A 26,392-nucleotide genomic window follows, 5' to 3' on the forward strand; every position below is an offset into this window, starting at 1 on the left:
TGTCCGATTGATTAGATTTTTTTATTCGAGAAAATGTCCAAGTCGTCCCTTGCGAGAACCCTGTCGGAGCTGTCCCGGGACCACCTGCTTCTCTTAAGGGTTCTGTGACGAATCGGTAGATCTCAGGGTCGTCGGCCCCAGGGGATGGTCCGCATGGGGATAGCGCGGATGCGTATGGCTGTGCTCATGCGAGTGGCTGTCGTCTTGGGAGTGGCTGTGGTGATGCGAATGGCTGGGAGGAATCGGATGTCCATCCGGTTGGCAGGCTCCGGTGCACTCGCGCTCGCAGAGGGTGCAGCTTTCTTCAATTCCCTCCACGTGGTGGTGATGACTCTCCTGGGCTCGCCCGACGTCTTGCTCAAAGCCCAGAACCTGGGCGCGGTACTTGCAGAGTGAGCAATTCATCGACGTATCCCCGCGCAGCACTTCATCCACGCGTTCGCGGAAGGTGTCCACAACGAGAGGGTGATCTCCCAGGTAGCCGGAGGACAGAAATTCCACCTCGGGATGGTCCAGGGCAACCCGTTCGGTGTGCTGTCGGATCCGGCTCACCAGAACGCCGGAGAACAGGAAGTAGGGAGCCACGATGATCCGTCGAAATCCCAGTTTCACGACGTGGCGCAGTCCGGGTTCCACCAACGGGAAGGTGACGCCTGAATAGACGGTTTCTCCCCATCCGAATCCGAAGCCTTCCACCAACATTCGCGTCACTTTGGCGACGTTTGAGTTGGCATCCGGATCGGAGGACCCCCTCCCCACGACCACCAGCAGCGTTTCCGAGAGAGGGACCTGATCCGAAGCGGCCTCGAGTGTTTGCCGGACCCTGGCCCCGGCTGCGGCAATCATCAGTCGGTCAACGCCCAGTTCCCGGCCGTAATCGACCGGTAGCCCTGTTTCCGCGCTGTAGGTGTTGAGAACGGATGGAATGTCGTTCTTGGCATGCCCTGCGGCAAACAGCATCGCCGGGATCGCCAGGATCCTTGTGACACCCTTCTCCCTGAGGGATTCGAGCCCATCTCTCAGGATCGGCCTGGCAAATTCCAGGTAGCCGTGTTCCACCGGCATCGGCGCCAGGCCTGGACGCAGGGCGGCCACCATGTCTGCGAACTCCTCGACGGCGAGCCTGTTGCGGCTCCCATGGCCGCAGATCAGAACACCGAGGCGGTCCTGGGATCGTTCGGTGCTGGATTCAGCCAAGGCGTCGCGTCCGCTGATCGAATGGAATGACCCTATTCGGCAAGCCCTGAGGGGGACGTTGATGGCTGATCTGTTCAATCACCAGGCAGCTGACGCATCGGTGGCCGGTGTCCTGTCACCCGGTCCCGAGGACCTCTCCAAGCTGCTTCGCGGCTGGGGGGGTGAGAAGCCTCTGCTGGTCTGCGGTGGAGGCACCACATCCCGTTGTGCAGCAACGGGGCTTTGGACCCTCGACCTCAGACCCGGGTTCGACGCGAAGACGGTGGACCCGGCGATGTCCTCGATTCGGATCGGGGCGGGCTGTCGGATGGGTGAGGTGTTGGATCACCTCGCCTCCCATCGGCTCACAGTTCCAGGAGGCCTCTCAGGTTGGCCTGGACTTGGCTACGTCCTCACCGGAGGGATTGGACCTTTGGCGCGGACCCAGGGGCTTGCCGTGGATCGGTTGCTCCAGATTCGCGGCGTCTGGGGCAGTGGCGATCCCTTTGTTCTCGAGCGATCCGATGACCGCTGCTGGCGAGCCTTGTGCGGTGCCGCCCCGTTTCTGGCGGTTGTGACCGAGGTCAGCCTGGCGACGTCACCGCTGTGTCCGCTCTGGATTGATCAGGGCTTGATGCCAGCCGCTGATCTGCCGCAGCGGATGGCCTTGGCAGAGCGCGCTCCTGAAGCTGAGTCGTTGCAGTGGCACTGGGCAGACGATGAGCAGGTGCGGTGGCTTGCTGTGGCCCAGCAACCCTCGTCGTCCGCCGTGCGGATTGAGGGCCTGCATCAGTTGCCATCACTGGCTGGGGCTTTCTCAGGCAGCGGCAGGTTGCATGGTGAGGTGATCGGTTTGCTTGGTCCCGCTGCAGCGACGGCCTGGAGTGAGGTGATGCCGACCCTGACGCGACTGATGCGCCTCCGCCCTCACCCCGGCTGCACGTTGTCGGCTCAGCAACTCGGCGGTGCTACGGCACGCGTGCCACCCCAGGCGACCGCGTTTGTGCATCGAGATGCCGTCTGGAAACCATGGATCACGGCCATGTGGCCCGCCGGCGATGCCATTCTTCGGAAGCGAAGCCTGGCCTGGCTTGAACAGCTCTGGGCTGTGCTGGAACCGATCTGCCCCGGCGTGCATCTAGCCCAGCTGCATCACCACCTTCTCTGGCATCGCAGGGAGCTGAGGCTGGCCTTCGGCGATCGACTCGAGGAGTTGCGTGATCTGAAGGCCCGCCTCGATCCGAATGGCAATCTTCCGGCTCTCTGATCTACGGTCGCCGCTGCCTTCGGCGCGCCGTCATGGTTCAACGATCCAGTTCCACGCTGGTGAGTGAATGGTTCGATAACCCCAGCAAGGACCTGCTGTCGGGCCTGGTGGTCGCTTTCGCCATGATTCCTGAGGCGATTGCTTTTTCCGGAATTGCCGGCGTTGACCCTCAGGTTGGTTTGTTCGGGGCTTTTTGCCTCTCTCTGACCATTGCCGTTGTCGGCGGACGCCGGGCAATGATCACCTCCGCAACGGGCTCAACCGCCCTTCTCATGACGGGCCTGGTGAGCTCGGGCAATGCAATCGGCCCAGGACTCGGTGTTCAGTACCTGATGGTGGCTGGTCTGGTGACAGGACTGCTGCAGATCCTTTGGGGCTATTTGAGGTTGGCCTATCAGATGCGTTTTGTGCCTCAGGGGGTGCTGAGCGGTTTTGTCAACGCTCTGGCGCTGCTGATTTTCCAGGCCCAGTTGCCGCAGCTGGGATTGGACCTGCATCACAGCGACGCGTCCGCCGCACTGCCTCACGGTGGCCAGATTCCTGTGGTCTGGGGCCTCGTGGCTCTCGGACTTCTGATCATTTACGGCTTGCCTCGACTCACCCGCGTCATACCGTCCCAGCTGGTGGCCATCGTGGTGCTCACCCTCATCAGCGTTGGCCTGAATTTGGATCTTCCCAGCGTTGAAAGCCTGGGCAAGCTGCCCGAAGGGCTGCCGTCCTTTTCGATTCCCTTCGGTGAAGGTGGGGTTCCGTTCAATCTCGAGACGCTTGGCCTGGTCCTCCCCACCGCCCTGGCGATTTCTCTGGTGGGTCTGATGGAGACGTTCCTCACCCAGGACATCCTCGATGACAAGACCGACATCACCACCGACAAAAATGTCGAGGCCCGTGGACAGGGTGTGGCCAACATCGTGGCGTCCTTGTTCGGCGGGATGGCTGGCTGCGCCTTGGTTGGGCAATCCGTGATGAATGTCGACAACGGTGGGCGCACCAGGCTGTCGACCTTGTTTTCAGGGGTCAGTCTGCTGGCCATGATTTTGCTGGCCGGCGCCTGGCTCAAGCAGATCCCGATGGCGGCCCTGGTGGCTGTGATGATCAGCATTGCAGTGAGCACCGCCGATCTCAATGGGTTGCGGAATCTTCGCCGTATCCCCAAGAGCGACACGTCGGTGATGTTGATGACCTTCGCCGTCACCATGCTCACAACACCCCACAATCTGGCTCTCGGCGTGGTCGCAGGTGTTGCCCTGGCCGGCATCCTCTTCAGCCGCAAAGTGGCCAAGGTGATTCAGGTGGAGGCCATTGATCTCAACGACGAGGAGAGGCTGTACAAGGTGAAGGGGCAGCTGTTTTTCGTCAGCAAGATTTATTTCATCCAGGGCTTCGACCTGCACGACCATCCCCAGCGAATCACCATCGACATGGCTTCAGCCCACATCTGGGATCAGAGCGGTGTGGCGGCCCTCGACCAGGTGATGCGCAAGTTCCGGATCGGCGGCTCGGAGGTGAATCTCGTCGGCCTCAATGAGGAGAGTCAGGATTTGTTTGAGCGGATTGGAGGTCAGGAATCCGCCCATGCCTGAGGTCAGGGGCCTGGGGTGTCGCTCGGACGCAGGACGATCACAACCGTTCCGGCCACGATCACGAGAATCAGAAAGCCTCCGGCGATCAAAGGAAGGAGGAGATCACTGTCCATGAGCGCCGTCGTTCACAACGGAATCATGGCGATTCAGCGCCTGGCCTGGGAGTTGTAAAGCAAAGCGAGACAGACCGTCAGGTCATCCCTCATGCCCACCAATCGCTTCCGGATCTGATCGTCCTTGGGATTGAGCTGCACGTAGCGAAGCGTGACGTCGTTGCCGATACTCATCAGGAGGCACAGCGTTTCGAGATCGCCACTGCCTGTGGCGCGGTCTTTCGCACCGTCAACCAGCACCTTGAGCAGCGCCATCTTGTTGTTGTATGCCTGTCGATCACCTTCCTGCCAGGCCATCGCAGGCTCCAACGGGGACAAAGCCACGACAAGTCCCGCAAGCCATGCGGCTGGTTTCATCGGCGTGGCTTCAACATGGCGCAAAGGTAGATGCAGTTGTCGCACAAGCCACGGCATCTGGGAAAATCCCATCCGATCCGTACCAGTTTCATGAACTGTCGAGGACCAATCGCCCTGGTCGGTGCCGTCGCAGCGCTGAGTTCACTGGTTGCTGGCTGCGCCAGCCTCGATGCTGGTGATCGTTCCAGGCTTGATCTCGTCAAACAGCGTGGTGAATTGATTTGCGGTGTCAGCGGCAAGATTCCAGGGTTCAGCTTCCTGAAAACCGATGGTGGCTACGAGGGTCTTGATGTCGATGTCTGCAGGGCTATGGCGGCTGCATTCCTGGGTGATGCCGACAAGGTTCAGTACCGTCCCCTCACAGCTCCGGAACGCTTCACGGCGCTTCGCTCCGGCGAGATCGACCTGCTGTCCCGCAACACCACCCAAAACCTGAGTCGCGATTCTGTCGGTGGCAACGGTGTCAGCTTCGGCCCCGTCGTCTTCCACGACGGTCAGGCCCTGATGGTGAAGAAGGGAAGTGGGTTCAACTCTCTGGACGACCTCAGTGGTCAGGCGATCTGTGTCGGTTCAGGCACGACCACAGAGCAGAATCTCAACGACGCCTTCGAGGCACGCAAGCTGCCCTACACCCCCATCAAATATCAGGATCTCAACCAGGTGGTGGGGGGGTATGCCCAGGGGCGTTGTGCTGCTATGACCTCGGATCGTTCCCAGCTGGCTTCGGCGCGTTCGGGGCTGCCGGATCCTGACCAACATGTCATCCTCGAAGACAGTCTCAGCAAGGAGCCTCTGGCCCCGGCTGTCGTGGGGGGCGATCAGTCCATGGCCGATGCCATGCGCTGGGTGGTGTATGCCCTGATTGAAGCGGAGGAACGGGGCATCACCCAGGAGAATCTCGACAAGGTTCTGGCCGAGGCTGAGGCTGATCCCACCCAGGCCGCGCTTCGGCGTTTTCTGGGCGTGGATGGCGGGCTGGGCAGCAAACTTGGTCTTCCCGATGATTTCGTGGTCCAGATCATTCGCTCCACAGGTAATTACGGCGAGATCTATGAGCGCCATCTCGGGGCTGACAGTGCGGTGGTGATTCCACGCGGAAGCAATCGTCTTGCGGAGGACGGTGGCCTGATGGTTTCGCCACCCTTCACCTGATGCGGCTGTTCTTCAGCAGACGGGGACTCTGGATCCAGTTGCTCCTGGTGCTTGTTCTGTTCGCCGTGCTGGCCCTGCTGGTGAACAATCTCACCGTCAACCTGATTCGAACGGGGCTGGGGCTCAGTTTCAGCTGGTTGTCACGGCCGGCGGGCTTTGCACTGGGGGAGAGTGCGCTCCCCTACAGCCCCTCCGATTCCTACGCCTGGGCACTCACGGTGGGCTGGTTCAACAGCCTTAAGGTGATCCTGTCAGGGCTGGTGCTGGCCACGTTCCTGGGCGTGTTGGCCGGAGCGGCCCGCAGCAGCAGCAACAGGCTGTTGCGCCAGCTCGCATCCGGTTATGTGGCTTTGATTCGTCAGGTTCCACTGATGCTGCAGCTGTTGTTCTGGTATTTCGTGGCCTTCCTCGGGTTGCCTGAAAACCCGGTGGGCGTCCTGATCGAATGGTCCAACCAGGGCATCCAGTTGCTTGGCCTGATGCTGAGTGTGGAGTTCTGCGCTGTGCTGACGGGCCTGACCGTGTTCACGGGCGCCTCGATCGCGGAGGTGGTGCGCGGTGGGATCAACTCCGTGCCGAGAGGTCAATGGGAGGCCTACCGCAGTCTCGGATTGAGCGATGGTCTCGGCATGCGCCGCATCGTTCTTCCCCAGGCTCTTCCGGCGATTCTTCCCGCGCTGACCAGTCAGTATTTAAATCTTGCCAAGAACAGCACCCTGGCGATCGCTGTGGGTTATGCCGACCTTTATGCGGTGAGCGACACCTCGATCACGCAGACAGGCCGTGCGATCGAAGGCTTTCTTCTGCTGTTGATCAGCTTCCTGCTGTTCAACTTGCTGATCAGCGTTGGGATGGCCGCTCTGAATTCCGTCGTCCTGGGTCGTGTGAGGAGAGGTCGCTGATGAATCGCTGGCTGGATCGCCTGATCAGTGTTGTCGTGCTCGCTCTGGTCGGCTGGGCTGGTGCATCGCTTCTTCATTGGCTGGCCACTGGAGCGGCCTGGGCTGTGGTGAGCACCAACCTGCCGTTGTATGCCGTGGGCAGTTATCCGGAGAACGAGCGCTGGCGGCCGCTGCTGTGGATGGTGCTCTTGCTGCTGTTGACGCTGCTCACCCTGCTGGGGCCCCGTTCCGGCTTGCTGCGACGCGCACTGCCCGCTTCGTGGATGGCGATGGTGCCTCTTGGGGTCGTTCTGCTGGCGGGTGGTTTGGGGCTGCTGCCCGTGCCATCGAGGGATTGGGGGGGCCTCGGCCTGACCCTGCTGCTCACGGTTGGAAGCGGTGTTCTGGCGCTGCCATTCGGGGTGATGCTGGCGCTTGGGCGGCAAAGCACCCTGCCGGTCCTGCGTTATGCCAGTGCGGCGTACATCGAAACGATGCGGGCTGTGCCCCTGATTGCCGTGTTGTTTTTTGGGCAGCTGCTGATCCCGTTGTTCCTGCCCGTTGGGCTGGAGCTCAACCGGGTGCTGCGGGCTGTGATTGCCTTTGCGGTGTTTGCAGCGGCTTACATCGCGGAGGATGTGCGCGGCGGTCTGCAGGCGATTCCAGCAACCCAGGTCGAGGCGGCTGCGGTGCTCGGCCTGTCGCCACGGCAGAGCATGCAGCTGGTTGTGCTGCCCCAGGCACTGAGAATTGCGTTGCCGGCCCTTACCAATCAGGCGGTGGGTCTGCTGCAGAACACAAGCCTGCTGGCGATTCTTGGTCTTGTGGAGCTGCTTGGCATCAGTCGCAGCCTGCTGGCCAATCCCGCCTTCATTGGCCGTTATCTGGAGGTGTATGTGTGGCTTGCCGGGGTGTACTGGCTGGTCTGCACCGCCATGGCACTGCTGGCACGCCATCTTGAGCTCCAGCTCGACCCTGTTCGCTCTTCTCGCTGATTGATGACCGTTGCGATTCGTGCCACCGATCTGGTGAAGAGCTTTTCACCAGGCCAGCGCGCTCTCGATGGTGTGTGCCTGGAGGTGAGGGCGGGGGAGGTGCTGGTGGTGATGGGGCCATCGGGCTCCGGTAAGAGCACCCTGATTCGAACCTTCAATGGCTTGGAAAGCCTGAACGGCGGGCAGCTGGATGTGCTGGGCATTCCCTTGGATGCCAGCCACGATCCACGGCAGGTAAGAGAGATCCGCCGACGCGTTGGCATGGTGTTTCAACAGTTCAATCTCTTCCCCCATCTCTCCGTGGTGGAGAACATCACTCTTGCGCCAGTGAAGGTGCAACAACGCAGCGTGTTGGAGGCCGAAGAGCGGGCGATTGAGTTGTTGGATCAAATGGGAATCAGCGACCAGGCGAGGAAGTTTCCAGGCCAGTTGAGCGGCGGCCAGCAGCAGCGGGTCGCGATTGCCAGGGCCCTGGCCCTTGATCCTGAGGTGATGCTCTTCGATGAACCCACCAGCGCTCTGGATCCGGAACGGGTGAAGGAGGTGCTCGACGCCATGCGTCAGCTGGCCAGGGGTGGCATGACGATGGTTGTGGTCACCCATGAGCTCGGTTTTGCTCGTGAGGTGGCGGATCGGGTGATGTTCATGGACCAGGGCCGGGTGGTTGAGACGTCGGATCCGGCGACGTTTTTCAGCAACGCCCGTGAAGAGCGCAGTCGTCGTTTTCTGAGTCAGATGAGCGCGTGAATCAGCGATCTGAGCCTTGCCAGGAGCTTTGAACGCAAGAAAGTAATCTTGTATTGACGGCTACAGAATTGACATTTGTATGGGCCCAGTCGATGATGAACACTCAGGTGCTTTCATTATGTCTGGGTACGACGATTTTCTGAGTAGTCTTGATGATTCAGGGACGGTCGGAGAAGTCAGCCTTGATGAAATTCTCTACTACGGCCAGGATTCTGATTGGGGCTGGAGTAGGAGTGATTACCTTGGACTTTATAAATTAACTGACAATACAGTTTTGTTGGCCGCGGCGCGGCCGGGAGTGAGCCTCGCTGATCAGGATCTTCAGATTTTGGGCGAGGTTAGTAGCGATTATGAGCCTGAGTTTTTAACTGATTATTGGATTGCTTTGGCGGGCTGGCGAAAGGGCACGAATGGATATGATTCAGCCGAAGGATTCAGGGTCGTTTATTCAAACGGAGATAGAAATGGATATGGTGATCAATATTGGTTGCAGACATTTGAATTCTATGGAGACGACTTCCATGGGCCATCGAGAGCAATTGGGTTTCCAGAGCCGCTCAATTCCTCTGGGTTAAGCCGTTTAGAAGAATTGCATGAGTTTGATATCAATGGAGACGGCTCGACTGGACGTAAAGGATTGAACAGCGACGAGACTCCTGGAACCTCTGTTGGCCTGACTCCAGGATCAGGAAACACGTCGACGTCCTCGCCCAATAAGCCTGATACGAGTGACGTGCAGGGGCTGTTGGATCAGCTGGGTTCCATCGGTGATTCTGGAAATCAGCCGATTACTATCAATATCGTTAACAACACAAATACAGGTTCTGGCAATATAACGACGGGAGATATTAATCAAGGAAATACGTATATTACTTTTACGATCGGGACCATCAACCTTAATATGAATAAGGCGATTTACGAGCCGGGTCGTAGGTCGGACGTTGTCGAAGGAACATCTCGCGACGATATTATTGCTGCAGGTCCTGGTAAAGATACGTTGATTGGAGGTCGCGGAGATGATTATTTTGTTGTCGGATCTGTAGATGAAGATGTCAAAAAGAAAAGCATTGATGTGATTAAGGACTTCAGGGGTGGTGATCAAATTGTTTTGGATGATCAAGCCTATGATGCGATCGGAGATGACATTGAAGTTGCGGTTACTGATTCAAAGAAAGAGTTGAAGAGCGCCGCCAAAGACGACGCCTCAATTATTTATGATCAAGGAAAAGGTAAATTATTTTATGATGCCAATGGCGACAAGAAAGGATTTGGTAATGCTGGCGGACAGATTCTCAAGCTGCAAGGAAAGCCAGAGCTTGAAGAAGATGATTTTTCCTACCTTGACGAAAAAGCTGAGTCGATTGACGAACTTATTGATGCTGGAGTGGATTCCACGCCATCAACAGAGTCGTCCCCTGATCCTGCTGACGCCGCAATCATTCCTGTGAACGAGGTGTGATTTGAGCTGAGCTCTCGCAATCAAAAACCAAAATGCTGCTCAGTTAGCGGAGGGCTCAGGGTTGGTTTCGTTGGCTTTGATTGAGTACTCGATCTGATCGTCGTCAGAACAGCAGAACGCCCCGCAGTACTGCTCAAGCGCATCATAGGCCTCGTCGTAGCTGCTGAAGCGCCGTCGCGTCATCGCGTCCTCGCCGCCATCGTCCCGTTGCAGCCGGAAGCTGGCCTGCCTTGTGGGCTTGTGATCAGGCCTCAATGGCGGGGATGCGCTCAAGAGCCTGTTCCACAGCCATGAGCTCCCGTTCGGTATCAAGCCAGCTTTCGTTGCCATCGGGGAGGCTTTGAACTTGTTCCGAGAGAAGGACCTGCAATTGCTCAAGCCGTTCCAGCAATCCGCGACGACGTTGCAGAGAAAGCAGACCTTGAACGGAGCGTGCCAACATCCAGTTGATTGCCATGGACGGTAACAAGCCTGGCACACAGCTCTCGTCGTCTGCGCGCCTTTGCTCGAATTCCTCAAGGACCTTCTGCCTTGTCTACTGATCGGCTTCTGGCTTGGGAGGCGCTACCCGGGACGTTCCGGCGTCCTGGCAACCCCGCTTGTGCGTTATGGGGTGCCGCTCAGTGTGATGGGGCTGCTTCTCAAGGGGGGGCTGGGGCCTCGCGTTCTGCTGGCCGCTGTCCTTGCGGCGGGTGTGATCGGCAGCGTTCTCCTGCTCGCTCGATGGATCGCCCCGCTCCGCCATCTCCTGCATGGTCCCTGCGGACAGCTCGGCTGCTGCGTCGGCAACACGGCTTACTTCGGTGTCCCTGCGGCCTTGGCGCTGCTCCCAGCGTCTGCGCTGCCAATCACCATCGGCTACGACCTCGGCGCCACGTTGCTGGCCTGGTCCGTTGGCCCTTTGCTGATTGCCGGGGAGAGCAGTGATGGCAGCGGTCTATGGAGCCGATTGCTGAAGGCGCTGCGAGGTAGCCCGGCTGTGCCTGGCTTGATTGGTGCCTTGCTGGTGCAGCTCACGCCATGGGTTGACCGGGTCGCAACCGTGTTGTGGTGGCCATCTCGCGCGGTCATTCTTCTTGCCCTCATCGTTGTGGGCATGCGGCTTGGATCGCTCTCGCTGTCCACGAACCAGTCCGACACCCGACTCCCTTTGCTCCTGCCTGCCCTTGTGGGGAAACTCGTTCTCTTCCCGCTGTTGTTGCTGTTGGTCGGGCTCGTGCTCGGGCTGGATCCGGTGATGATTCAGGCGATCACGCTTCAGGGAGCGGCACCGACAGCCATTTCAGTGCTGTTGATCGCGGAAGCTGTTGGTCGCGACCAGGCGATTGCAGCCGGCCTCGTGCTGTGGAGCACGCTGTTGGCCCTCTTGAGTTCACCCTTGTGGGGATATGGCTTGGTTGTGTTGTTCCAGGGGGGCTAAATGATGTGGTCTGATCATCACCAGCGCTCAGCCAATGATCCAACAATGAATTAACTGAATAACTTTTATTAAGAAGCCTTAGATCGGTCGGGATTCCGCCTTGTAACGCTGATTCAGCTGTCGTTACATTGGAGATATGTAAAGGGAGGTGACCATGGGACAGGTCGATGTAGCTGGTTCTTTAGGGCTGTTGTTGTTGATTTCGGCATTGACTGTTCTGGGATATCGAATCAATCATGTGATTTAGCAGTGTTGTGATGGTCGGCTCTGTTTCAAGAAGTTCGAACTTCTCCAGTAAATCGCTGAGATTTAGGGAGCCATTGTTTCTCTCATCGATGTTTTGACAGCTCATCGTCATCAATAACGTGGGTTTTCCAGTTGCCGTTGTTGCTTTACTACTGAAGAGATTTTGTGATTCTGGTTGATGTAACCACTAGGCATGCTGTTCGGTACCGTCTGGAATGAGTACGGCGCAAGTTTAATGTCTGCTTAAATTAGAGTTTTTGGAAATGCCTTGATGCTCTCGAAGTGTTCAGAGCATAGAATCGATTGCCTCTCGAAGCTCACGAACAGACTGCCATTCGTTGCCTCAACACTGCAGGACGAGCATTCCGGCCAAGCATTCCTTTGATCTTGTCGATAAGTCAGCCTTCTCCGGTCTTGATCAAGTGTTTGAGTCGTTTTAACCGCTTGATGGCCTTGTTCAGGGTTGTTCTACCGACGTGGTTCAACATCACCGGACTCATTCTCTGCATCTTTTCAGTTTTAATGTCACTGAACTCGATACATTTCTTCAACGAATCAATGAGATTTGTTGGGTTGCCAATTTGATTGTCTTGGTGGCGCACTTGTTCCATGTATAGATCTTCTGTGTACTCAGGCTTCATCTCTACAGGGGCTGTCAGCAGTTGTTAGAAATTTGTGTTTTAAGCGCTAGGCTTTGAATAACTTGCTAAATTACATGAACGGTCTTGATCTATCAGATTAGGATGCCAAGAAAGAGTTCAGGCGTCAACGACTCATATCAGTTCTTTTCCAAATAGGTTCTATCATTGCATATGCAGCGATTGCAAATTTTGTCATTAATGCTTTGACGTTGGTGAGGCTCAAAGTTGCTGCCGAGCTCTCGATCACCCTTTATGCGCTGCTCTTTTGCATTCAGCAGGTGTTGCAGTTGGCCTACAAGTGGGATAAGTTCTGGTTGAGGATTTAGTCTTCAGTTTTAATTATTGCATATGGCTTTGTCTTTGTGCTTTATGTCTATACAAGAACGGCGCCCGGATTTACACCATTGTCCGGACATGTTGCAGGTGGATCGAGTAAGACATTCATTCGTAAGCGGTTGGTACATATTGGAATAAGCATTCGATCATTGAGAAACTCTTAAAGGGTATGTGTGCCGTTGCTTGAATCAATTACTTCTGTTGTCAGATGATTAGCAGTCAAGGCCCCTTATGAGTAAAGTCCCTTCAGTCGCCAAGTGGTCATAGTAGCCGGCAAGTTGGCTTAATAGGCACAACTTCAGAGATAAAGTAAACAGCGACGCATGCCGACAAGCGTCTCTAGAGGAGAACAAGCAACGACGACTCAAGCACCATTCTGATTATCCAGCCCCCTTAATGACAGGCTAGAGTTCTCATTCATAGATATTGAGTGTCAAGTAATCTAGTTTGGTTTTACCCAAAAATCCTGAGTTGGAGTGTTCATTTGAGGCAAATAAGTATCACGTTGATTCCGAAATGGGCAATAATGTGGGCAACTCTATTGCTTAAGGTTTTTGTGCTGCATCTAGAACAGTTGAAGAATTACATCTTGCATATGAGTGTATATTATCTCGGAAGCGAATAAGAGGCCAAAATGTATCCGATGCTGAGTTTGCATGCAGACGATGACTGGCTACACTAAGCATAGAAAATCGCATTAAAAGATTGGCAAAAGAAATTTCTACTTCTCTCACAAAAAATCTCAAGCTAATACCGTCGGGAGAATATATCCAATTCAAGGACACGCTGTCCCCGAACAAGATACACGAATATATTTTTAGTATAAAGGATGGCGCTCGGGTGCCTATTGCCTTTGATGTATGGAACATGCAGGACAATATCGACATAAGCCTATGGAAATTCAACAATAAAAAAAATAACTGGAGCTATATTTCTGAGTCTGTAAATAGTGGAAATACGGATGAATATATCTTTGCTTTATTGCCTTCAGGCGAGTATTTGCTGGAGCTTAAGTACAAAAATTCATTCATCAGAGAAGAGCTGCCTTCAAAATACAAAGTGAGTTTTGACGCAAAATATATAGCTAAAACAATGAAACTTCCAAATGATCCACTATTTGATTCTCAATGGCACCTACTAAACACCGGTCAAAGCTTAGGCTTATTAGATCTTGATATTCGTGCGCCTGAGGCTTGGAAAAGACAATCAGCTAGCCCGAATATCACAGTAGCAGTGATTGATGGCGGCATAGATGTGGAGCACCCGGATTTGGTTAACAATATCTGGTCAAACCAAAATGAAATTCCTGAAAACGGGATTGATGACGATAAGAATGGATTTATAGATGATATAAATGGCTGGAATTTTGTGGAGAATACTCCTTCAGTCATTCCAAGCGAACATGGTACGCATGTGGCAGGTATTATTGGTGCAGAAGGAAACAATAATATTGGCGTCTCTGGTCTTACTTGGGATGTCAATATGATGTCACTTGATATTTTTGGGGATAAAACCAAATATGACAGTGAAGATCTTTTTGATGCGATTCATTATGCGGTAGACAATAGTGCAGATGTTATCAATATGTCAATTGGATATACGGTTCCATTTGCTACTCTTGAGAGATTCAAGCAACTGTCTCCTGATTTGTATCGAGGATATATTGATGCATTGAATTATGCTGTTGATCGTGGGGTTACTCTGATAACTTCAGCTGGCAATGATAATTCTGATGATCTCAATAGTTTAAGCTTGCCAGCGGCTTTTGCAACGGAGGTACCTGGTTTTATATCTGTTGCGGCGATAACTGATGAAGGAAGCATTGCAGATTATTCTAATTTTGGCAGTCAAGTTTCAGTTGCTGCCCCTGGAGGATCCTCCATTAGCAATAAGACAAAGATAATCAGTACCTTGCCACGCGATAAAGGTTTATATGGCGGAATGCCGGGAACAAGTATGGCAGCTCCAATTGTGTCTGGAGCAGTAGCACTAATGTTAGAGAAGAACAAAAAACTACTCCCCGAAGATATCTTATGGATTTTGGATGAAACTTCTACGAAGGATCAGTCGCTCAAGAGATTTGTTAAATCATCTGGGTATTTAGCAGTTGACCTGGCAGTCAAAATTGCAGGCAAATATAATTCTAAAATGAAAGATAGTTCTACTACAGATAATCAGCAATTTAGATATAACTTTCTCTACGGCACCGCCACCGGAGATCTGTTTGAAGTGAATAAACATAATTATTCCGAATCAGGTGATTTTCCGTCTTTAATCCAATTCAACTCTAATCATGGCGATAAAATATTAATTCATCGAAAAATATTGCCAGGCTTCACTTCGGATACTTTCTCGTTTGATCTGGCTAATAACAAGAAAAGTCTTCAAAAACAGTCTGAGACAGACTCTGACTTTGTTTACGATCGAAGTACGGGTAATCTTTACTATAATCAAAATAAAGAAGGCAAAGGTTGGACTGATAGCAGTAAAGAGAGTAGCTTATTGGTGAATATTGTAGATAAACCAAATCTGAGTGAAAGTATGATTTCGTTGGTAACTAGTAGAAAGAGCAGTTCTATCAGCTCGAGCCCTAATCGAACGATACCATTGGATCAGCATGTCGGTGATACAAATTTTGCAAAGTATTTATTCAATAAATCAGGTAGAGATTTTAAGATAAACTATTTTGTTGATCACAAAGGATTGCATGAAAATAATGCGTCTATGGATCGCGGCCTGCTTGAATATATTGACAGCACATTAAAGTTGTTGGATCAAAATACAATTTTGAAGTTTGATGGTTCATCACATGCTAAGGCAGATCTTGTGATTGGAGCCAGTAAAAAATCTCAATTTGTTGGCATTAATGAGATGTCCTGGGGTCTTTCCGTGGGTTTTGATTTTAGCTCTAAGCCAATAGATAAACTACGTAATCATTACAATGCGGCCCTTGAAATTGCTACGGCACTAGGAGTATCTTATTTGCCAGAGAAGTCAAAAGGTATTTATTCATTTGAGGATTCAATCGCAGCTTGGCCACTATCAAACGAGATTGCGGACAACTTTGGCATAACAAGCAGTGATTTTGATGCTATAAATCATGCCTGGAGTGTCTTTCTCTGAATAAGATATGTAGCGCAGAATCAGCAACTCGCCTTCCCCTTTACTCCTGTTCACCACCCTGGACGAACAATACTTCCAACGCTGCTTCATCTAGTTCAATATCTGTGAATGCCCTACCGTTGTTCATCTCGTCCAGCTCGTCTGCTCGTTCAATGCGATCGAAACCATAACCGCCCTTTTGCCATCACTGATCACACGCTTGAGTGCTTTGCTGGGCTTCAGCGTGATGTCCACCAACACGTCAGCTTCTTCTGAATCAGACAGTGTTTCTCGATAAGTAGCAATCTGCTTTTTGGTGTCGCCGCCGTGCTAGTGATCATGGTCCCGTGTAAGAGCAGCAAATGCCTCCATTCTTCTAACCTCTATTGATTCGTGAGGGCAAAGAAGGTACCAGTTCTATCGCCTGCTAATCACTTCTCCAGGGCCACAAGCTAAGGTCATCTATCCTTAAAAACGCCATGTCTTCGGGGTAAACGACTGATTTGAAAGTCAACATCAGCCATAGATGTTGGGATTCGATTCGTAGACATCCCAGCCTTGGGCAATCAGATTGAGATCTTGCTTCGTCAAGAAGGGTCCGTCCTGTTCAATGAGTTCGTCGCCACCCATAATCGTATTTGGATGATCGTCGAAGAAGTCGGTCAAGGGGTGTTCAAGTCCAAATATGTGTCCAATTTCGTGAGAGATTGTGGACTTGGTATCGAACTTGGCGAGCTTCTTATCATTTTTGATAATGGTGTTTTCCCAACAGATCGATGGAAGGCCGAGATCGAAGTTGTCAGCAGGATCCCAGGCCCCAACACTGTCTTCACCGAGATCATCGAGCATGTTATTGAACTTGGCCATACCGATATCAGCCTTGGCAGGGGTCTTGACAACTTTGATATCGAATTCAACTAAATCTTCGAGAGATTTTAATTGCTTATTAATGTGCTTAAGCTCTTTCTTGTTGATTTTCTTGGTACCTATTGTAGCTTTTTTATCGATAAAAATTTTTAATATATTATCATCAAGATAGTAATAGTCCAGGTCGTCCGCCAAGGATAGATCGAAGGTTGCTTTGGAGTCGGGTGACTTGACTAATAAGCCTTGGCTGTCTTGTTCTTTAAGGTAATCGAGGTCTGCATCGCCCTTGGGACGAGTTTGTGCTGAATGACCATAGAGTTGATGCATCGCTTAGGCTTTCAGTACCGTCTCCTAAATCTACAGCTGTTTGTAATTTCAAATCTTTGGTAATTCGATGGAATTGAATTGAAAAATGCTTGGCAAACTAAAGATAGCCCTTTTGTTACATCCGCGTGCTATATGAATTTCTATGTGGCTCCCCCAACTCCACTAAATCCAGCGACTGCTGCGATGACAAGTAGTGGTTTTTCGCAGGCAACTATTCTTTGATTTGATATTTTGTCCACTCTAGGCTCTCCTTCCATTCTTTCCTTCGTCAGAAACTATGGGAGGGACTTTTGCAGTCATCCATGCCAGGCAACTACAACACATTAGGGCTTTCTGTAGAGGCTTACAGAGGCCCTAGATAGCGTTCTAATGGATAGGCTCATCAGTCTATGCATATGTCCTAGTAAAACCAAAAGGATGTTTGAGCTCACTCTACATATCAGCAAGATACGACTTACGTATCCCGCTTTCTACTTCTGATCGTAGCTTTGAAGGCGCAATATTCCCGTCCCAGAATGGTTGGGAAGGTCTCTTGCCATCTGTTTTGAGATGAGGGCTGTTAGTAACCGTTGGTCTAGGTGTTGGTCTTTCTCGGTGTTTGTTAGCTCAGATCCCTGCTATAAATACATCAAGACTTGATCGATTCTCAACTAATATACCTATTAGTCAGCTAATAAAAACATGGGGACTCTTGAACTCACTTAATCATGCAACCAACTTCAAAGTTACATCGGCTTAGAGCACGAACCTATCAGCTGCGTCTTCAGGTGCAGTCGAGTTAGTTGATTCACTATGTCCAGTGAACTGTTCATCGTAACGCTCGCTATTAATCAGCATAAAAAAACCGCCATTGCTTACGGGACTGATCAAGCGGCTGATTTATTTGACATCAACTGCCTAAGGCTTCAAGATCTATTATTCTGATGAAATCAGATATCTCTTGTTTTGATATTACAAGGCCATATTTAGATGCAAGTTGCACGATACTTTCCATGCCAACCTCTGGACTTTCAACGAATTGTTTATAGAGTTTAATTTTTTGGCTTTTCGACAGCTGTGTTGAAAGTAATTTAAACTGTTTCAGCTTATCCATTTTGGTTGTGATTGCTAAACAACCATTTACGCATTGGTCTCATTCCTGGGCAACGTCCCCATGGCTCGTCATGTGCCTCCTCCTGGCAACAATCACCCTGTCGTCTTGATTCTTGCTCACCACCTTGGGAGAACAGCGATTGCATCGCTACAGCATCCAATTCAATATCATCAAATGCCCCACCGTTGTTCATCTCGTCCAACTCTTCTGCTAATTCGTCGCGATCAAAAACATAACCTTCTTTTTTGCCATCCTTGATCACACGCTTGAGGGTTTTGCTGGGCTCCAATGTGAAGTCAAACAACAGATCAGCTTCCTCTGATTCCGTCAGTGTTTTGTGATAAGCAACAATCTGCTCTTTGGTGTCAACACCGTGCTCGTGATCATGGCCGTGCTCATGATCATGGTCGCCTTAACAGCATCAAATGCCTCCATCCCCTCAAACTGCTCAGCACTCAATTCAGGCTTGCCTTTGAACCGGGCGATCAAGCCACCCACCTTTTTCTTGCCCCAGCCCTTCTCCTCACCGTTGGCATTGAGGTAGAGCTTGCCTTTCTTCTCGTCGTAGACCACATCCGCATCGCTCTTCATCAGCTGCTTCAGTTCCTTCTTGCTGGAAGCAACTGCGAAGGATCCGTCCTCGACGCCATCGACAAGGATCAGGGCATCAGCATCGAGGGTTTTGAGTTTGGCCGGTCTCTTGGCTGAGAACTCCAGCACCTCCTCAGCATGGTCGTTTCCGTGGTCATGTCCGTGATGGTCGTGTTCGTGCTCGTTTGCCATGACGATCAATGCAAGAGAATTCTTTCTAGCTGCAATCTCATCGCTGGCGGTATAAGGCAATGCCGATATATGATTCGATTCTTGATTGTCTCCAGTGCCAGAAGCTCAGGTTAAGTGATCCTGTAAAAACACCGCTTTACAATGGGGCATAACATCTATAACGGAGGAGTTAGATAATGCTCACTACTAATTGGTCGAGACCATCGTGAACTGGTTCTTTTTAAAGCCAAATCCAACTAATTCATCTTCCCTTGACCAAAGCGAACCGATGTATCCAAAGAACTTGAATTCGATGACGACATATCGCACAACACACGCTTATATTTAAAGTATTAGCAGCCATGATCCATAAACCAGCCCACCACAAAACTAGAAAGCTCCGAAAAGACAACACGCACTAGCAATTATGTAACCCATTTGCTTGACCATGCTTTTTCGAGTAAACTGCTGGATAAAATCTGAAAAATCAAGCATGAAGAGAATTAAAGCTTGGTTCGCAATAAAAATATTCAAATTTATAAGCTCTTATTACATCACAAAGAAATTTGCCTGTACCTGGCTCAAAAGCTGCTTCGGACTAAACGTTGTACTAAAAACACATCTTAGTGATTTTCCTGCAAGTCCATTTGAGATCAGCCTTCCAGCAAGCTCGATAAGGTCCCTTAATTTTATACTGCTGGTCAGGGGAATCACGCACAATAATAAACTTTTGCGATCTCTAGCGGCAAAGAGCTTGAATCGGCTAACTGTCTATACCCTGGAAAATTTCTCGAGGAAAAACCCCGAGCCGTTGCCACAATGGGATTATAATTCTAGTACAATCAAGGAGTTGAGAGATAATTTTCTTTGCAAAGAGAGGCCTGTAATAATTAAAAACTTTCCTCACGCAGCCTCGCAATGGAATCTCGATTACTTCATCAAGTTACATGGAGATCGTAAAATAATCTTTACAGATTCTTCCGGTGAAAATTTTAAAGCTCCTTTGAGCCTACTGGGTAGAATCAGAAGCGAAAGATTAAACTTATACGTCCACAACTGCGCTAGAATATTGCACCATGAAGACTTCGAAACTGGATTAAATCTCGCTTTAATGAAAGACACTCTAGAATCCTGGAGATGCAGAGAAGTTTTTAATCTTTTTCTAGGGGCATTTCAGGGCAGTGGTTCACCCTTGCATTGCGCACCATCATGCAATGTTTTTTACCAGATCGAAGGGGAAAAGAGATGGACCCTAATTCATCCCAATTACACACATCTTGTCTACCCTGCCCTAACAAGTATGAATGAATTCCAAGGCAGTGCAGTGCCATTTCCTCTTGCTGATGAGCACTATGAACAGTTTCCGCTTGCATTTCATTGCCCACGATATTCAGCAACGTTAGGCCCTGGAGACGTGCTTTTGGTCCCACAATGGTGGTACCACTCTGTGGAAAATTTATCGAGCACATCCGTAGGGATCGCTACTCGATGGCAGCATGCTGACAGCCATCTAAATACAAATTATCTATATTCACTTCTACTGCAGAATATGCGATCTTTTGCAGCACGCTTAAAAATTGCTAATCATTCAAATTCAGTAAAAAGTCTTTTTGATAATGCCTACAAAAGAAATATGGAAAACCTTGTTTACGATTATATCTCGCATGATCAATACCACAGTAAGATCGAATATGCCGCAAGAGAAGCGTGGTCGATCGAATCAAAATACTAAAAGCCAAAAACGAGCGGATATGACGAGAAGACAACAATGTGGATCAGAGACTAAGACTAGAGTCGGAGAGCTGAGAGAAGTGCACTGAATTCAAGAGCCACCACCAGCTTGTCCAACAACTCCACCAATTCCATCGGAGATTTTAAGGCTGAATCGTGCAAGTCTATAACGAAGCAATCGGTCGCATCATTCATCTCATCAACTGCAGCACCCAGTTAAACTTTATCAAACTTTTTGCCCTCTTGTTTTTCAGCCTTAGCGATGCTCTTGAGCCCCTTCTTGGGGGCAATCAATGTCTCGCCACATAGTTCTGAGAACTTCGCACCACTCAAGCCCTCGCGCAAGGATGCAATCTGATCCTTGATGTCATCTCCTTTGCTGCCATCAGTAGAGGCTGCATTGTTGTGCTCTGAACCCACTTCAAGGTACTCAATACTCAACTCAGGCTTGCCTTTATAACTTGGTGAACAAGCCGCTCATCATCTTGGTAATCCAGCCCTTGGCTGCGCCGTGGCCATTCAGATGCAGCTTGCCTTTGCTTTCGTCGTAGACGATGCCGAATCGGACCTGATCACACGCTTGAGGGTTTTGCTGGGCTCCAATGTGAAGTCAAACAACAGATCAGCTTCCTCTGATTCCGTCAGTGTTTTGTGATAAGCAACAATCTGCTCTTTGGTGTCAACACCGTGCTCGTGATCATGGTCGCCTTAACAGCATCAAATGCCTCCATCCCCTCAAACTGCTCAGCACTCAATTCAGGCTTGCCTTTGAACCGGGCGATCAAGCCACCCACCTTTTTCTTGCCCCAGCCCTTCTCCTCACCGTTGGCATTGAGGTAGAGCTTGCCTTTCTTCTCGTCGTAGACCACATCCGCATCGCTCTTCATCAGCTGCTTCAGTTCCTTCTTGCTGGAAGCAACTGCGAAGGATCCGTCCTCGACGCCATCGACAAGGATCAGGGCATCAGCATCGAGGGTTTTGAGTTTGGCCGGTCTCTTGGCCGAGAACTCAACAACCACTTCGCCATGGTCGTGGTCGTGCCCGTTAGTCATGACGATCAATGCGCGGTGAGTTTTTCTAGCTGAGTTTCAGTGATCCAGCCTGAAGACAGTGACGCTTTTGCTGTTTCTCGTTGATCAGCGCATCAAAAAACCCGCCTAAAGAGCGAGTCTGAATGCAAAATAGTGCCGGGTATTGAAGGCTAATTTGTGGGATTAGTCAGGCTATTTAAGCAATAAGAATCCACTGTGGCGGCAGGGGATTCAGGTTTCTAATATTATATTCAGCCTTTGTTATGATATTTCAGTCACGGCATACATGATTACCAACCGCGTTCTAGGATCATCGCCAGGAATTCCAGTATTTGATTTGATTTGTAGCGTTTAGGGTCAACGCCAGGAGTTTTCAACAAATTCGTTCCACACTCCAAGTCGGCAGTAGAGATACTAAACCAAAGTTTTGATTGAGCCTTCTCAAAGTCGGCAGTGGAGATACTAAACCCAGCCTCTTTCGTAATTGCAAGAACTGCATCGGTATCTGCTGCGCCATTGAATTTCTCCTGTAATTCAGTGTCATCTTTGACCTTCTCTAGAAAGGCTTGTAGTTGTTCATCTGTCAATGTTGATGGAGGGTGTATATGCTGTAAGTAGCAATATCAGTCGTCAGGTGATGTTCCTGCCATAACACCAGTCAGCAAGTTCTGTTGTTGAGCCACTTTCACAGCCACCAAGTCCATCACCAAGCATTCCCCAGCCCTGCCTCACTCTTTCTTCTGCCATCCAGCGGCGGTGGTGGGACCTGAATTAGTGGGTTGCAGGTTAGTGAAACGCTAAGACCGCTAAGGGCAGAGCATCAAGTTGAAAGTGTCAGCCTGAGCAGCCGCAATGTCACGCTCACCACGCCAGCTTCCGCAGGGCTATTCGTTTCACATCACCTTGAGGTGCAATAGCCGTCAGTTTTTGATTGCCAAAGGATTGAGGCGGGATGTGCTGCTAGCAGTGCTCGCCAAGGCACAAGCCAAGGTGCCCCATAGGTTGTATGCCGTGTGCTTGATGGCAAATCACCTGCATTTGCTTCTACGTCCTGATGATGCAAGTGAATTGCCAAAGCTGATGCATTGGATTGGCTGGTATTCAGCGATGGCTTTGAATCGCCTTTCTGGTCGTTGCGGGCACTTCTGGGAGGCTCGGTATTTCGCCACTGCGATTTCGCCTAAAGACCACAGGCGCGTGCTGAATACGTTGCGCTACATCCACGCCAATCCAAAGGCAGCAGGAATCAGGAAAGGGTTTTATGACCCCTATTCCAATTCCGGGCATTACGGAAGGTTGGAATGTGATGGCATCAGTGAGTGGCACCCAAGCTTTCTGAAATTGGCATCAAACTTGAAGGGATGCTCCAGGCGATATGAGCGGTTTTGCCAGAAGTATTGCCATTACGCCAAGCGAGGAGCTAAGTGCCATTGGGGCTCAAGGATGCTGAAGCGATTGGTTCAGAGCAGTAGTAGCAGCAGAAATAAGAGAAATCGAATATCACCAGGTCAGCAGAAATTACCTTTTGCATTTGATGTTCGGCTCAATCAAATCCCAGAGGAGTGGCATCAAGTTGCGGTGAGATTTAGACGTGCGAATGGTATCCGTGATGGTGATAGAGAACGAGGTATTTGGCAGTTGCTTTGAGGAGATATGAGTCGGTGTAGGGTTAAAGAATGCGGAGGCTTTATTTGCTCTGCCTTGCTTTTTTTGTGGATGGATTAGGCGACTGAGCGGGTGACAGTTATGCCTATTTTGTTGGCAGTGGTGCCAGGTATTGAAAGCTGATTTGGAGGATTATTGGCCAGATTAAAGAAATAAAACCCCCCTGCTGCAAGGGCCTTGGGTGGTTAGGTTGTTAGGGGTTAGGTTAGGTCGAAAGATCCCACAAGGGCATCAGCTGCACTGGTCGCCTGCCCTGGGATCGCACTCCATCTTCCCACCTTGGGAGAACAACGATTGCATCGCTACAGCATCCAATTCAATATCATCAAATGCCCCACCGTTGTTCATCTCGTCCAACTCTTCTGCTAATTCGTCGCGATCAAAAACATAACCTTCTTTTTTGCCATCCTTGATCACACGCTTGAGGGTTTTGCTGGGCTCCAATGTGAAGTCAAACAACAGATCAGCTTCCTCTGATTCCGTCAGTGTTTTGTGATAAGCAACAATCTGCTCTTTGGTGTCAACACCGTGCTCGTGATCATGGCCGTGCTCATGATCATGGTCGCCTTAACAGCATCAAATGCCTCCATCCCCTCAAACTGCTCAGCACTCAATTCAGGCTTGCCTTTGAACCGGGCGATCAAGCCACCCACCTTTTTCTTGCCCCAGCCCTTCTCCTCACCGTTGGCATTGAGGTAGAGCTTGCCTTTCTTCTCGTCGTAGACCACATCCGCATCGCTCTTCATCAGCTGCTTCAGTTCCTTCTTGCTGGAAGCAACTGCGAAGGATCCGTCCTCGACGCCATCGACAAGGATCAGGGCATCAGCATCGAGGGTTTTGAGTTTGGCCGGTCTCTTGGCCGAGAACTCAACAACCACTTCGCCATGGTCGTGGTCGTGCCCGTTAGCCATGACGATCAATGCGCGGTGAGTTTTTCTAGCTGAGTTTCAGTGATCCAGCCTGAAGACAGTGACGCTTTTGCTGTTTCTCGTTGATCAGCGCATCAAAAAACCCGCCTAAAGAGCGAGTCTGAATGCAAAATAGTGCCGGGTATTGAAGGCTAATTTGTGGGATTAGTCAGGCTATTTAAGCAATAAGAATCCACTGTGGTGGCAGGGGATTCAGGTTTCTAATATTATATTCAGCCTTTGTTATGATATTTCAGTCACGGCATACATGATTACCAACCGCGTTCTAGGTTCGCCAGGAATTCCAGTATTTGATTTGATTTGTAGCGTTTAGGGTCAACGCCAGGAGTTTTCAACAAATTCGTTCCACACTCCAAGTCGGCAGTAGAGATACTAAACCAAAGTTTTGATTGAGCCTTCTCAAAGTCGGCAGTGGAGATACTAAACTCAGCCTCTTTCGTAATTGCAAGAACTGCATCGGTATCTGCTGCGCCATTGAATTTCTCCTGTAATTCAGTGTCATCTTTGACCTTCTCTAGAAAGGCTTGTGGTTGTTCTTCTGTCAATGTTGATGGAGGGTGTATATGCTGTAAGTAGCAATATCAGTCGTCAGGTGATGTTCCTGCCGTAACACCAGTCAGCAAGTTCTGTTGTTGAGCCACTTTCACAGCCACCAAGTCCATCACCAAGCATTCCCCAGCCCTGCCTCACTCTTTCTTCTGCCATCCAGCGGCGGTGGTGGGACCTGAATTAGTGGGTTGCAGGTTAGTGAAACGCTAAGACCGCTAAGGGCAGAGCATCAAGTTGAAAGTGTCAGCCTGAGCAGCCGCAATGTCACGCTCACCACGCCAGCTTCCGCAGGGCTATTCGTTTCACATCACCTTGAGGTGCAATAGCCGTCAGTTTTTGATTGCCAAGGGATTGAGGCGGGATGTGCTGCTAGCAGTGCTCGCCAAGGCACAAGCCAAGGTGCCCCATAGGTTATATGCCGTGTGCTTGATGGCAAATCACCTGCATTTGCTTCTACGTCCTGATGATGCAAGTGAATTGCCAAAGCTGATGCATTGGATTGGCTGGTATTCAGCGATGGCTTTGAATCGCCTTTCTGGTCGTTGCGGGCACTTCTGGGAGGCTACTAGGTATTACGCCACTGCGATTGCGCCTAAAGACCACAGGCGCGTGCTGAATACGTTGCGCTACATCCACGCCAATCCCAAAGCAGCTGGAATCAGAAAAGGTTTTTATGATCCCTACTCCAATTACGGGCATTACGGAAGATTGGAGTGTGATGGCATCAGTGAGTGGCACCCAAGCTTTCTGCAACTGGCATCAAGCCTGAAGGGATGTTCCAGGCGATATGCACGGTTTTGCCAGCACTACCGGCATAAAAGTAAAGGTGGCTCTAGGTGCCATTGGGGCTCAAGGATGCTGAAGCGATTGGTTCAGAGCAGTAGTAGCAGCAGAAATAAGAGAAATCGAATATCACCAGGTCAGCAGAAATTACCTTTTGCATTTGATGTTCGGCTCAATCAAATCCCAGAGGAGTGGCATCAAGTTGCGGTGAGATTTAGACGTGCGAATGGTATCCGTGATGGTGATAGAGAACGAGGTATTTGGCAGTTGCGTTGAGGAGATATGAGTCGATGTAGGGTTAAAGAATGCGGAGGCTTTATTTGCTCTGCCTTGCTTTTTTGTGGATGGATTAGGCGACTGAGCGGGTGACAGCTATGCCTATTTTGTTGGCAGTGGTGCCAGGTATTGAAAGCTGATTTGGGGGATTGTTGGCCAGATTAAAGAAATAAAACCCTCCTGCTGCGAGGGGCCTTGGGTGGTTAGGTTGTTTGGGGTTAGGTTAGGTCGAAAGATCCCACAAGGACATCAGCTGTCGCCTCCTGCGTAGGTTCCACCACCTTGCATCTTCCCACCTTGGGAGAACAACGATTGCATCGCTACAGAATCTAATTCAATATCATCAAATGCTCCGCCTTTATTCATCTCGTCCAACTCTTCTGCGAGTTCGTCGCGATCAAAAACATAACCTTCTTTCTTGCCATCCTTGATCACACGCTTGAGTGTTTTGCTGGGCTCCAGTGTGAAGTCCACCAAAAGGGCTGCTTCTTCTGAATCGCTCAGTGTTTCCCTGTAGGAAGCAATCTGATCCTTGGTGTCCCCTTGGCCTTTGTTTCCACCGCCACTAGTGACGGCATCGCCGTGAGCTGAAAGCCCATCGAAGAAATCAACGCTGAGTTCGGGCTTGCCTTTGAACTTGGCGATCAAGCCACCAATCTTCTTGGCACCCCAGCCTTTAGCCGTGCCGTTCTCGTTGAGGTAAAGCTTGCCTTTCTTCTCGTCATAGACCACATCCGCATCAGACTTCATCAATGCTTTGAGATCTTTCTTGCTTGATGCGATGGCAAAGCTGCCGCCCTCGGTGCCCTCAACGCTGTAGCTGGCATCAGGATCAACGGCTTTGACCTTGCTGACCTTCTTGGCGTTGAAGTCAGGCATGAGGTGCAGCAACTAAAAGAGAGAT

The 26,392-nt window shown here is 50.8% G+C and carries 28 protein-coding genes; 12 read left to right on the plus strand and 16 right to left on the minus strand.

Features of this window, described 5'->3' with window-relative positions; genetic code table 11:
* Positions 1 to 93: 93 nt before the first annotated feature.
* Positions 94 to 1,197 (minus strand): sirohydrochlorin chelatase, encoded by a 1,104-nt coding sequence (locus KR100_RS06160; protein WP_038544091.1) that lies wholly within the window; start codon positions 1,195 to 1,197, stop codon positions 94 to 96.
* A gap of 61 nt (positions 1,198 to 1,258) precedes the next feature.
* On the opposite strand from KR100_RS06160, the gene KR100_RS06165 reads away from it, so the two are divergent.
* Positions 1,259 to 2,443, plus strand: coding sequence for an FAD-binding oxidoreductase (locus KR100_RS06165; protein WP_038544093.1), 1,185 nt, complete (start codon positions 1,259 to 1,261; stop codon positions 2,441 to 2,443).
* Between the two features lie 32 nt (positions 2,444 to 2,475).
* Complete coding sequence (locus KR100_RS06170) at positions 2,476 to 4,026, plus strand: SulP family inorganic anion transporter (protein WP_038544094.1); 1,551 nt, start codon at positions 2,476 to 2,478, stop codon at positions 4,024 to 4,026.
* A gap of 146 nt (positions 4,027 to 4,172) precedes the next feature.
* On the opposite strand, the gene KR100_RS06175 is transcribed toward KR100_RS06170, so the two are convergent.
* Positions 4,173 to 4,568: a hypothetical protein gene (locus KR100_RS06175; RefSeq protein WP_239420424.1), complete on the minus strand. Its 396-nt coding sequence runs from the start codon at positions 4,566 to 4,568 to the stop codon at positions 4,173 to 4,175.
* Positions 4,569 to 4,586: 18 nt separating this feature from the next.
* On the opposite strand from KR100_RS06175, the gene KR100_RS06180 reads away from it, so the two are divergent.
* From KR100_RS06180 to KR100_RS06200, 5 genes are all read left to right on the plus strand, one after another.
* Positions 4,587 to 5,648: an amino acid ABC transporter substrate-binding protein gene (locus tag KR100_RS06180; protein ID WP_038548109.1), complete on the plus strand. Its 1,062-nt coding sequence runs from the start codon at positions 4,587 to 4,589 to the stop codon at positions 5,646 to 5,648.
* Positions 5,648 to 6,550, plus strand: coding sequence for an ABC transporter permease subunit (locus KR100_RS06185; protein WP_038544099.1), 903 nt, complete (start codon positions 5,648 to 5,650; stop codon positions 6,548 to 6,550). Before KR100_RS06180 ends, KR100_RS06185 begins: the two co-directional genes overlap by 1 nt.
* Positions 6,550 to 7,524, plus strand: coding sequence for an amino acid ABC transporter permease (locus tag KR100_RS06190; protein ID WP_038544101.1), 975 nt, complete (start codon positions 6,550 to 6,552; stop codon positions 7,522 to 7,524). Before KR100_RS06185 ends, KR100_RS06190 begins: the two co-directional genes overlap by 1 nt.
* A 3-nt stretch (positions 7,525 to 7,527) precedes the next feature.
* Complete coding sequence (locus KR100_RS06195) at positions 7,528 to 8,271, plus strand: amino acid ABC transporter ATP-binding protein (protein ID WP_038548112.1); 744 nt, start codon at positions 7,528 to 7,530, stop codon at positions 8,269 to 8,271.
* A 79-nt stretch (positions 8,272 to 8,350) separates the two neighbouring features.
* Positions 8,351 to 9,730, plus strand: coding sequence for a calcium-binding protein (locus KR100_RS06200; protein ID WP_156097940.1), 1,380 nt, complete (start codon positions 8,351 to 8,353; stop codon positions 9,728 to 9,730).
* 39 nt (positions 9,731 to 9,769) lie between these two features.
* Here the strand turns inward: KR100_RS06200 and KR100_RS06205 are convergent, their stop codons facing one another.
* Both KR100_RS06205 and KR100_RS06210 read right to left on the minus strand, forming a co-directional pair.
* Positions 9,770 to 9,985, minus strand: coding sequence for a hypothetical protein (locus tag KR100_RS06205; protein WP_038544105.1), 216 nt, complete (start codon positions 9,983 to 9,985; stop codon positions 9,770 to 9,772).
* Entirely contained in the window at positions 9,975 to 10,187 is a 213-nt protein-coding gene (locus tag KR100_RS06210; protein WP_037990601.1) for a hypothetical protein, read from the minus strand. The genes KR100_RS06205 and KR100_RS06210 overlap by 11 nt, the downstream gene beginning before the upstream one ends.
* A 45-nt stretch (positions 10,188 to 10,232) precedes the next feature.
* On the opposite strand from KR100_RS06210, the gene KR100_RS06215 reads away from it, so the two are divergent.
* Complete coding sequence (locus tag KR100_RS06215; protein ID WP_038544108.1) at positions 10,233 to 11,150, plus strand: AEC family transporter; 918 nt, start codon at positions 10,233 to 10,235, stop codon at positions 11,148 to 11,150.
* Positions 11,151 to 11,794: 644 nt separating this feature from the next.
* Here KR100_RS06215 and KR100_RS06220 read toward each other — a convergent pair.
* Positions 11,795 to 12,037, minus strand: coding sequence for a hypothetical protein (locus KR100_RS06220; RefSeq protein WP_038544110.1), 243 nt, complete (start codon positions 12,035 to 12,037; stop codon positions 11,795 to 11,797).
* A gap of 1,176 nt (positions 12,038 to 13,213) precedes the next feature.
* Between KR100_RS06220 and KR100_RS14390 the strand changes: the two genes are divergently transcribed.
* Positions 13,214 to 15,496 carry a S8 family peptidase gene (locus KR100_RS14390; RefSeq protein WP_156097942.1) on the plus strand — a complete coding sequence of 761 codons (2,283 nt, stop codon included), beginning with the start codon at positions 13,214 to 13,216 and terminating at the stop codon, positions 15,494 to 15,496.
* Between the two features lie 495 nt (positions 15,497 to 15,991).
* Here KR100_RS14390 and KR100_RS06230 read toward each other — a convergent pair whose 3' ends face one another.
* The 4 genes from KR100_RS06230 to KR100_RS06245 all read right to left on the minus strand — a co-directional run bounded on the left by KR100_RS06230 (position 15,992) and on the right by KR100_RS06245 (position 18,545).
* A complete protein-coding gene (locus tag KR100_RS06230; RefSeq protein ID WP_038544113.1) occupies positions 15,992 to 16,669 on the minus strand; it encodes a hypothetical protein in 678 nt (225 codons plus the stop codon).
* 889 nt (positions 16,670 to 17,558) lie between these two features.
* Positions 17,559 to 17,762 carry a hypothetical protein gene (locus KR100_RS06235; RefSeq protein ID WP_038544115.1) on the minus strand — a complete coding sequence of 68 codons (204 nt, stop codon included), beginning with the start codon at positions 17,760 to 17,762 and terminating at the stop codon, positions 17,559 to 17,561.
* A complete protein-coding gene (locus tag KR100_RS06240; protein ID WP_038544117.1) occupies positions 17,755 to 18,066 on the minus strand; it encodes a hypothetical protein in 312 nt (103 codons plus the stop codon). The genes KR100_RS06235 and KR100_RS06240 overlap by 8 nt, the downstream gene beginning before the upstream one ends.
* Positions 18,067 to 18,089: 23 nt before the next feature.
* Positions 18,090 to 18,545: a hypothetical protein gene (locus KR100_RS06245; protein ID WP_038544118.1), complete on the minus strand. Its 456-nt coding sequence runs from the start codon at positions 18,543 to 18,545 to the stop codon at positions 18,090 to 18,092.
* A 427-nt stretch (positions 18,546 to 18,972) separates the two neighbouring features.
* Between KR100_RS06245 and KR100_RS14885 the strand changes: the two genes are divergently transcribed.
* Positions 18,973 to 20,256 (plus strand): cupin-like domain-containing protein, encoded by a 1,284-nt coding sequence (locus tag KR100_RS14885; RefSeq protein ID WP_081858877.1) that lies wholly within the window; start codon positions 18,973 to 18,975, stop codon positions 20,254 to 20,256.
* A gap of 215 nt (positions 20,257 to 20,471) precedes the next feature.
* Here the strand turns inward: KR100_RS14885 and KR100_RS06250 are convergent, their stop codons facing one another.
* The 3 genes from KR100_RS06250 to KR100_RS15340 form a co-directional block, all read right to left on the minus strand.
* Positions 20,472 to 20,696, minus strand: coding sequence for a hypothetical protein (locus KR100_RS06250; protein WP_038544120.1), 225 nt, complete (start codon positions 20,694 to 20,696; stop codon positions 20,472 to 20,474).
* 200 nt (positions 20,697 to 20,896) lie between these two features.
* A complete protein-coding gene (locus KR100_RS06255) occupies positions 20,897 to 21,307 on the minus strand; it encodes a hypothetical protein (RefSeq protein ID WP_156097944.1) in 411 nt (136 codons plus the stop codon).
* A 269-nt stretch (positions 21,308 to 21,576) separates the two neighbouring features.
* The gene (locus KR100_RS15340) at positions 21,577 to 21,873 is read right to left on the minus strand and encodes a Nif11-like leader peptide family natural product precursor (RefSeq protein WP_051847344.1); all 297 of its coding nucleotides are present in this window, start codon (positions 21,871 to 21,873) and stop codon (positions 21,577 to 21,579) included.
* A 265-nt stretch (positions 21,874 to 22,138) separates the two neighbouring features.
* Between KR100_RS15340 and KR100_RS14895 the strand changes: the two genes are divergently transcribed.
* Positions 22,139 to 22,933 (plus strand): transposase, encoded by a 795-nt coding sequence (locus KR100_RS14895; protein ID WP_071839854.1) that lies wholly within the window; start codon positions 22,139 to 22,141, stop codon positions 22,931 to 22,933.
* 249 nt (positions 22,934 to 23,182) lie between these two features.
* On the opposite strand, the gene KR100_RS06265 is transcribed toward KR100_RS14895, so the two are convergent.
* From KR100_RS06265 to KR100_RS06275, 3 genes are all read right to left on the minus strand, one after another.
* A complete protein-coding gene (locus KR100_RS06265) occupies positions 23,183 to 23,410 on the minus strand; it encodes a hypothetical protein (protein ID WP_038544124.1) in 228 nt (75 codons plus the stop codon).
* Positions 23,411 to 23,433: 23 nt separating this feature from the next.
* The gene (locus tag KR100_RS06270; protein ID WP_038544127.1) at positions 23,434 to 23,862 is read right to left on the minus strand and encodes a hypothetical protein; all 429 of its coding nucleotides are present in this window, start codon (positions 23,860 to 23,862) and stop codon (positions 23,434 to 23,436) included.
* Between the two features lie 269 nt (positions 23,863 to 24,131).
* Entirely contained in the window at positions 24,132 to 24,425 is a 294-nt protein-coding gene (locus tag KR100_RS06275; RefSeq protein WP_051847345.1) for a Nif11-like leader peptide family RiPP precursor, read from the minus strand.
* A 265-nt stretch (positions 24,426 to 24,690) separates the two neighbouring features.
* On the opposite strand from KR100_RS06275, the gene KR100_RS14900 reads away from it, so the two are divergent.
* Positions 24,691 to 25,488 (plus strand): transposase, encoded by a 798-nt coding sequence (locus KR100_RS14900; RefSeq protein WP_071839855.1) that lies wholly within the window; start codon positions 24,691 to 24,693, stop codon positions 25,486 to 25,488.
* 249 nt (positions 25,489 to 25,737) lie between these two features.
* Here the strand turns inward: KR100_RS14900 and KR100_RS06280 are convergent, their stop codons facing one another.
* Complete coding sequence (locus tag KR100_RS06280; protein WP_156097945.1) at positions 25,738 to 26,367, minus strand: hypothetical protein; 630 nt, start codon at positions 26,365 to 26,367, stop codon at positions 25,738 to 25,740.
* Positions 26,368 to 26,392: the final 25 nt, after the last annotated feature.

The organism is Synechococcus sp. KORDI-100 (assembly GCF_000737535.1).
In the GTDB taxonomy this organism is placed as follows: Bacteria; Cyanobacteriota; Cyanobacteriia; order PCC-6307; family Cyanobiaceae; genus Parasynechococcus.